The organism is Schaalia sp. (assembly GCF_050312375.1).
In the GTDB taxonomy this organism is placed as follows: domain Bacteria; phylum Actinomycetota; class Actinomycetes; order Actinomycetales; family Actinomycetaceae; genus Pauljensenia; species Pauljensenia hyovaginalis.
This window is the reverse complement of the sequence record NZ_JBNOYB010000124.1, coordinates 1-5,785: the sequence shown is the minus strand read 5'-3', so window position 1 is coordinate 5,785 and position 5,785 is coordinate 1. Positions and strand designations below refer to the sequence as shown.

4 protein-coding genes are annotated in these 5,785 nt (G+C 70.2%); 3 read left to right on the top strand and 1 reads right to left on the bottom strand.

The annotated features are described in order from the left end of the window. Positions 1–112 precede the first annotated feature (112 nt). Genes cydD through ACQY7V_RS10165 form a run of 3 tightly spaced genes read left to right on the top strand, consistent with a single transcriptional unit; the run spans position 113 to position 5,309 of the window. Positions 113–1,921, top strand: coding sequence for a thiol reductant ABC exporter subunit CydD (gene cydD / locus ACQY7V_RS10175; protein ID WP_428640123.1), 1,809 nt, complete (start codon positions 113–115; stop codon positions 1,919–1,921). Next, a complete protein-coding gene (gene cydC / locus ACQY7V_RS10170; protein WP_428640122.1) occupies positions 1,918–3,675 on the top strand; it encodes a thiol reductant ABC exporter subunit CydC in 1,758 nt (585 codons plus the stop codon). Before cydD ends, cydC begins: the two co-directional genes overlap by 4 nt. Then, entirely contained in the window at positions 3,672–5,309 is a 1,638-nt protein-coding gene (locus tag ACQY7V_RS10165; RefSeq protein ID WP_428640120.1) for a sensor histidine kinase, read from the top strand. The genes cydC and ACQY7V_RS10165 overlap by 4 nt, the downstream gene beginning before the upstream one ends. Before the next feature lie 90 nt (positions 5,310–5,399). Here ACQY7V_RS10165 and ACQY7V_RS10160 read toward each other — a convergent pair. Then, the coding region (locus tag ACQY7V_RS10160) for an LPXTG cell wall anchor domain-containing protein (RefSeq protein WP_303843747.1) at positions 5,400–5,785 on the bottom strand (386 nt) is incomplete at its 5' end.

Below are 5,785 nucleotides of genomic sequence, written 5' to 3'. Positions count from 1 at the left end.
ATACTCCGGTGCACGCGCACCGGGCCACCCGCCGTTGCACGCGCTCGAGCTGCGAGCGCGGGACGAGGAATCGATGAAGGAGCAGGCGCATGCGGGACTTAAGGCACAGGCGATGAGGCACAATAGACGGGTGCGCCCCTTCGACCCACGACTCCTCTCCTACGCCCGTTCAGCCAGAGGAGCGATCCTCGCGACCGCCGCCCTGGGCACCCTCATCGCCCTCGCCGTCATCGCGCAGGCCCTCCTCATCTCCTTCTCCCTTTCACCGGTGATCGAAGACGGGCGCTCCCTGAGCGATGTCCTCCCCCTCATCGGCGTGCTCGCCCTCGTCGTCCTGGCCCGGGGCCTGCTCACCGCCGCCCGCGAATCCGTCGCGCAACGCGGCGCCGACCACGCGATCCGGGACCTGCGCGAAGAAGTCCTCGTCGCCTCGGAGGAACTCGGCCCCCGCTGGCGCGCACTCCACGGCGCGGAAACCGCCACCCTGCTCACACGCGGCCTCGACGATCTCGGCCCCTACTTCGTCAAGTTCCTCCCCCAGCTCGTCCTCACCTGCACGGCGACGCCGCTCGCCCTCGCCGTGATGCTCTACCTCGACCCCTGGTCGGGGCTCATCGCGGCCCTCGTCGTTCCGCTGATCCCGATCTTCATGATCCTCATCGGCCGATTCACCCAGGAATCGTCCACCGCGAAGCTCCACGCGATGGAACAGCTCGGCGCGCAGCTCCTCGACCTCATGGCGGGTCTGCCGACCCTGCGCGGTCTCGGCCGCCAAGACGGTCCCCGCGCGCACCTCGAGAAGCTCGGCGAGGAGAACACGCGGACCACGATGGCGACTCTGCGGGTCGCCTTCCTCTCCGGAGCCGTCCTCGAATTCCTCGCCACGATCTCGGTCGCCCTCGTCGCCGTCGAAGTCGGCATGCGCCTCGTCTACGGCAACATCTCCCTGGCGGCGGGATTGGCCGTCATCATGCTCGCCCCCGAAGTCTTCGAGCCCCTGCGCCAGGTCGGCGCCCAGTTCCACGCCTCCGCCAACGGGGTCGCCGCAGCCGATGCCGCATTCACGATCATCGAGCTCCCCCGGCCGCAAGCCCCCCGCGCGGCGCGCGCGAAGGGCCTCACGGCGCCCGACCCGTCGACGACCACGATCACGATCGACGGCCTGAGCGTCGCCGCGCGCGGGACCTGGGCTCCGGCCGACCTCGACGCCTCGATCGAAGCGGGAACGATCACCGTCCTCGTCGGTCGCTCCGGAGCGGGCAAGACCACGACGGTCCTCACGATCCTCGGTCTGCTCGCCCCGACGCGCGGACGGATCCTCCTGACGCCCGCAGGCGGCGCCCCCGTCGATCTGGCCGAGGTCGACCTCGTCGACTGGTGGTCCCGCATCTCATGGGTGCCGCAGAGCCCCACGATCATTCCCGGCACCATCCTGGAGAACTTCTCACGCTCCGCCCTCGACGACGAGCTCCGGGCGGCCGCCCGGCGGACCGGCTTCGACCATGTCGTCGCCTCCCTCGAGCAGGGATGGGACGCGCGCATTGGCGTCGGAGGAACGGGCCTGTCGGTCGGACAGCGCCAGCGGCTCGCCCTCACGCGCGCCCTCGTCGACGACAGCCCCCTCGTCGTCCTCGACGAACCCACCGCCCACCTCGACGCCGTCAGCCAGGACGACATCGCCCGCGCCCTCGATGCGCTCAAATCGCAGGGGAAAACGGTCCTCATCATCGCCCACCGATCGGCCCTCATCGCGCTCGCTGACCGCACGATCATGATCGAATCGCGTCGCGCCACCGCCGAGGAGCTCCTCGAGTACCCGATCCTCGGCGAGATCCCCGCCGGCCCGCAGTCCTTCGACGTCGACCTGCCCGGGCTGCTCGACGACTCCGTGCTCCTCGACAACGCCGGGAGGAACGAATGAAGGTCCTCACCGATCGGGAACGCGCGGCGCTCCGCCGCATCATCCCCCTGCTCGAGGTCGACGCGAAGGGCTTCGCCCTCTCCGTGCTCCTCGGATCGGGCGCCCTCGGCGCGGCGATCGCCCTGTCGGCGACCGCCGCATGGCTCATCGCCCGGGCCTCCGAGCATCCTCCGGTCCTCTTCCTCACCGTCGCCGCCGTGTCCGTCCGGCTCTTCGGGGTGTCGAGGGCGGTGCTGCGCTACTGCCAGCGACTCGCAAGTCACAGGGTCGCCCTCGAAGGAATGGACTCGCTCCGGCAGAACCTCTACCGGATCCTCTCGATGCAGCGGATCGACACGCTGACCTCGATCAAACGCGGCGACCTGCTCGCGCGCACCGGTCGCGACGTGGACGACGTCGGCGACCTCGTCGTCAAGACCTTCCTCCCCGTGATCGTCGCCGCCGTCGTGGCACTCGGCACCGTCATCGGCATCGGGCTCGTTTCGCCGACGAGCGGACTCATCCTCGCCCTCAGCCTCTTGATCTCGGGAGCCTTCGCCCCCCTGCTCTCCTCCCGCGCCGCGAGGATCGCCCAGATCGACACGACCGAGGCGCGCACGCAGCTCGCGGCCCACACCCTCTCCCTGGTCGAGGGCGCGTCGGAGCTCCAAGTCGCCGGACGCATCGATGACCTGCGCTCCGCGATCGCGGGCAGCGAATCCCGGCTCGTCGCCGCCTCGAACCGGGCGGCACGCCTCGCAGCGCTCGCCGCCGGGATCGACCGCGCCGCGATGGGCGCCGCCGTCGTCGCGGCCCTCCTCATCGGCATCCCCTCGACAAACGGCGGGCTCGTCGCACCCGTTATGCTGGCGGTGCTCGTCCTCACGCCCCTCGCCTCCTTCGAGGGCACCGCGGAGCTCGCACCCGCGATGGTCCAGCTCGTGCGCTCGGCCAACGCGGCCGCCCGCATCGACGAACTCCTCGCCCACGAGGCCCCCGTCAACGCTCACCCGGTCCCGGCATCCACCGCGCCGATGCTGTCGGCCCGCGGGCTGGCCATCGGATGGCCCAAGGGCCCGATCCTCGCCGAGGGGATCGACCTCGAGCTCGAACCCGGGCGCTCCCTCGCCCTCGTCGGCCCCTCCGGAATCGGCAAGACGACCCTCGCCCTCACGCTCGCGGGGCTCATCCCCGCCAAGGCGGGCACGGTCACCATCGGGGGCACCGATGTCTGGGCGGCAGAACGGACGGACCTCTCCCGCTTCCTCACCGTCACCGCGGAGGACGCCCACGTCTTCGCCTCTACGGTCCTGGAGAACCTGCGGGTCGCGAACGGCGCCCTCGGTGAAGACGAAGCCGAGGCGCTGCTGCGCCGAGCAGGCCTGGAGCAGTGGATCGACGCGCTGCCCGCGGGCCTGCACACGCCGATCGGATCGCAGGGCGCGACGGTGTCCGGCGGCGAACGCCGCCGCCTCCTCATCGCACGCGCCCTCGCCTCCCCCGCCCCGCTCCTCATCCTCGACGAGGCGGGCGAGCACCTCGACGCCTCGACCGCCGACGCCCTCATCGCCGATGTCCTCTCCGACGCCGAGCGCGGCATCCTCCTCATCTCGCACCGACTCTCCGCCCTCGAGAACGCCGATGAGATCATCGTGCTCGGACCCGGACCCGGCCCCGACGGGCCCGCGCGTATCCTCGACCGAGGGGCTCACGCCGAGCTCGCCGAACGATCCGCGCCCTACCGATGGGCCCTCGCCCAGGAGGACGAGCAATGACCGCCCGCACCGACCACGCCCTCCTCGAGGCCGCGCTCGACCTGACGAGCACGCTCGACCTCAAGTCCGCCCTGCGCAGCTTCGTCGATCAGGCCTGCCGTCTCACCCGCGCCGCCTACGGGGCCTTGAGAGTCCTCGACACGTGGGGGGCGACGACCCTCCTCATCGAGCACAGTGAGGGCCTCGACGGTCCCACGGTACCCGCGGAGATCATCGCCATGATCCCCGCGAAGGGGCACCTGCGGCTCGACCGCGGCGCAGCAGTCGAGGACAGTGAACTCATCGCCGCCGACGACTTCATCGGCGTCTCCGTCCTCGTCCACGAACAGGTCTACGGCCGCCTCTACCTGACGGGCAAGCCCGGCGGATTCACCGACTCCGATGTCGACGTCCTCACCGCCCTCGCCCCCGCCGCCGGCGTCGCCGTCGAGAACGCCCACCTCTACGCGGATGCGCGCCGCACTGAACGCTGGATCTCCGCTTCGCAATCCCTCACGACCACGATGCTCGAGGGCGCGGACGAGGAGGAGGCCCTCGAGCTCATCGCCCGCACCGTCCGCGAGGTCTCGCGCGCCGACACCGCGATCATCGTCCTGCCCTCCGTCGGGGACTCCTGGGCGGCGGAGATCATCGACGGCTACCTGGCCGATACGCTCCTCGGCATCGTCTTCCCTCCCGAGGGGCGCGCCATGTCGGTCCTCCACGAGGGCACCGGCATGATCGTCGATTCGATGGCCCGCGCCCAGACGATGCGCGTCCCTCAGCTCTCCGCCTTCGGTCCCGCCCTCTACGCGCCGCTCCTGTCCCGGGGGAACACCGCGGGCGTCCTCATCCTCCTTCGGCGCATCGGTCAACCCGAATTCAACGGGTCCGAGCTCTCCCTGGCCGAATCCCTCGCCTCCCAGGCGGCCCTCGCGCTCGAACTCGCCTCCGCGCGCCACGCCGAGGACCTCGCCACTCTGCTCGATGAGCGCGATCGCATCGGCCGGGATCTGCACGACTTCGCGATCCAGCAGCTCTTCGCCACGGGAATGCAGCTCGATGCCGCCAAGCAGGAAGCGTCCCGGGGCGATCTCAATCCCGAGACGCTCAACCGGACGATCGACCGCGCGCTCGCCTCCATCGACGAGGCCGTCCGGCAGATCCGCCAGATCGTGCATAATCTGCGCGAGCCGGATCAAGCGGTGGCGCTCGTCGAGCGCATCCGAAGGGAGGCGTCCCTCACCCGTTCCCTCCTGGGCTTCGCGCCCTCGCTCCTCATCACCCTCGACGGCTCCCCCATCAACGAGGCGGAGGATTCTGAGGGTTCGAAGATCGAGCAGATCGACGCGAGGATCGATCTCGACCTGGGCGATGACATCGTCGCCGTCGTGCGCGAGGGCCTGTCGAACATCGCGCGCCACGCGCACGCCACTGCGGCCGCGGTCACCGTTGATGTCCTCGGGATCGGCGAGGCCGGATCGATCACCATCACGATCGCAGACGACGGTCGGGGAATCGACCCGGATCGGACTCGGAACTCCGGTCTGGCGAATATGAAGGAGCGGGCGCGCAGGCACGGAGGGGGCTTCTCCCTCGCTTCGGGGATCGGCGGCCTCGGCGCGCAGATCTCATGGAGCGCTCCCCTGGGGTGAGGCGAAGGGCGGGGCACCCGATGGATGCCCCGCCCCGTTCATACGACCCGCCTCGCCCTCAGGCGCTTGGCGCGGATCGTGCTCGCATCCTCACTTCCTGCGCCGAGTGGCGGCCACGACGCCGGCCAGTGCGAACAGGCCCGCGATTCCCATGAGGGCGCCCGTCTCGGCGCCCGTGGCGGCGAGCGTCGAAGCGGAGGCCTTCTTCTGAGACGCAGGCTTCACCGCCGTAGCGGAGGGATCACCCGGCGCAGGCGGGACGACGGGGGCCGGCTGCGACGCCGCCTTGACCGTCAACGCCGCCTCAGCACTCTTGCCCTTCTGAGTGAGAACCACCTTGTGAGCACCAGGAGCCAAATCCTTCGGCACCGTGAAGGTGAAGGACACCTTGCCATCAGCACCCGCAGGCTTCGACCCGATCTTCACCGGATCCGAATGCAACACAGCCTCAACCTCAACACCGGGAACAAAACCCG

Coding starts and splice junctions, on each gene's coding strand:
- cydD (WP_428640123.1), top strand. CDS start 113: ATGAGGCACAATAGACGGGTGCGCCCCTTCGACCCACGACTCCTCTCC.
- cydC (WP_428640122.1), top strand. CDS start 1,918: ATGAAGGTCCTCACCGATCGGGAACGCGCGGCGCTCCGCCGCATCATC.
- ACQY7V_RS10165 (WP_428640120.1), top strand. CDS start 3,672: ATGACCGCCCGCACCGACCACGCCCTCCTCGAGGCCGCGCTCGACCTG.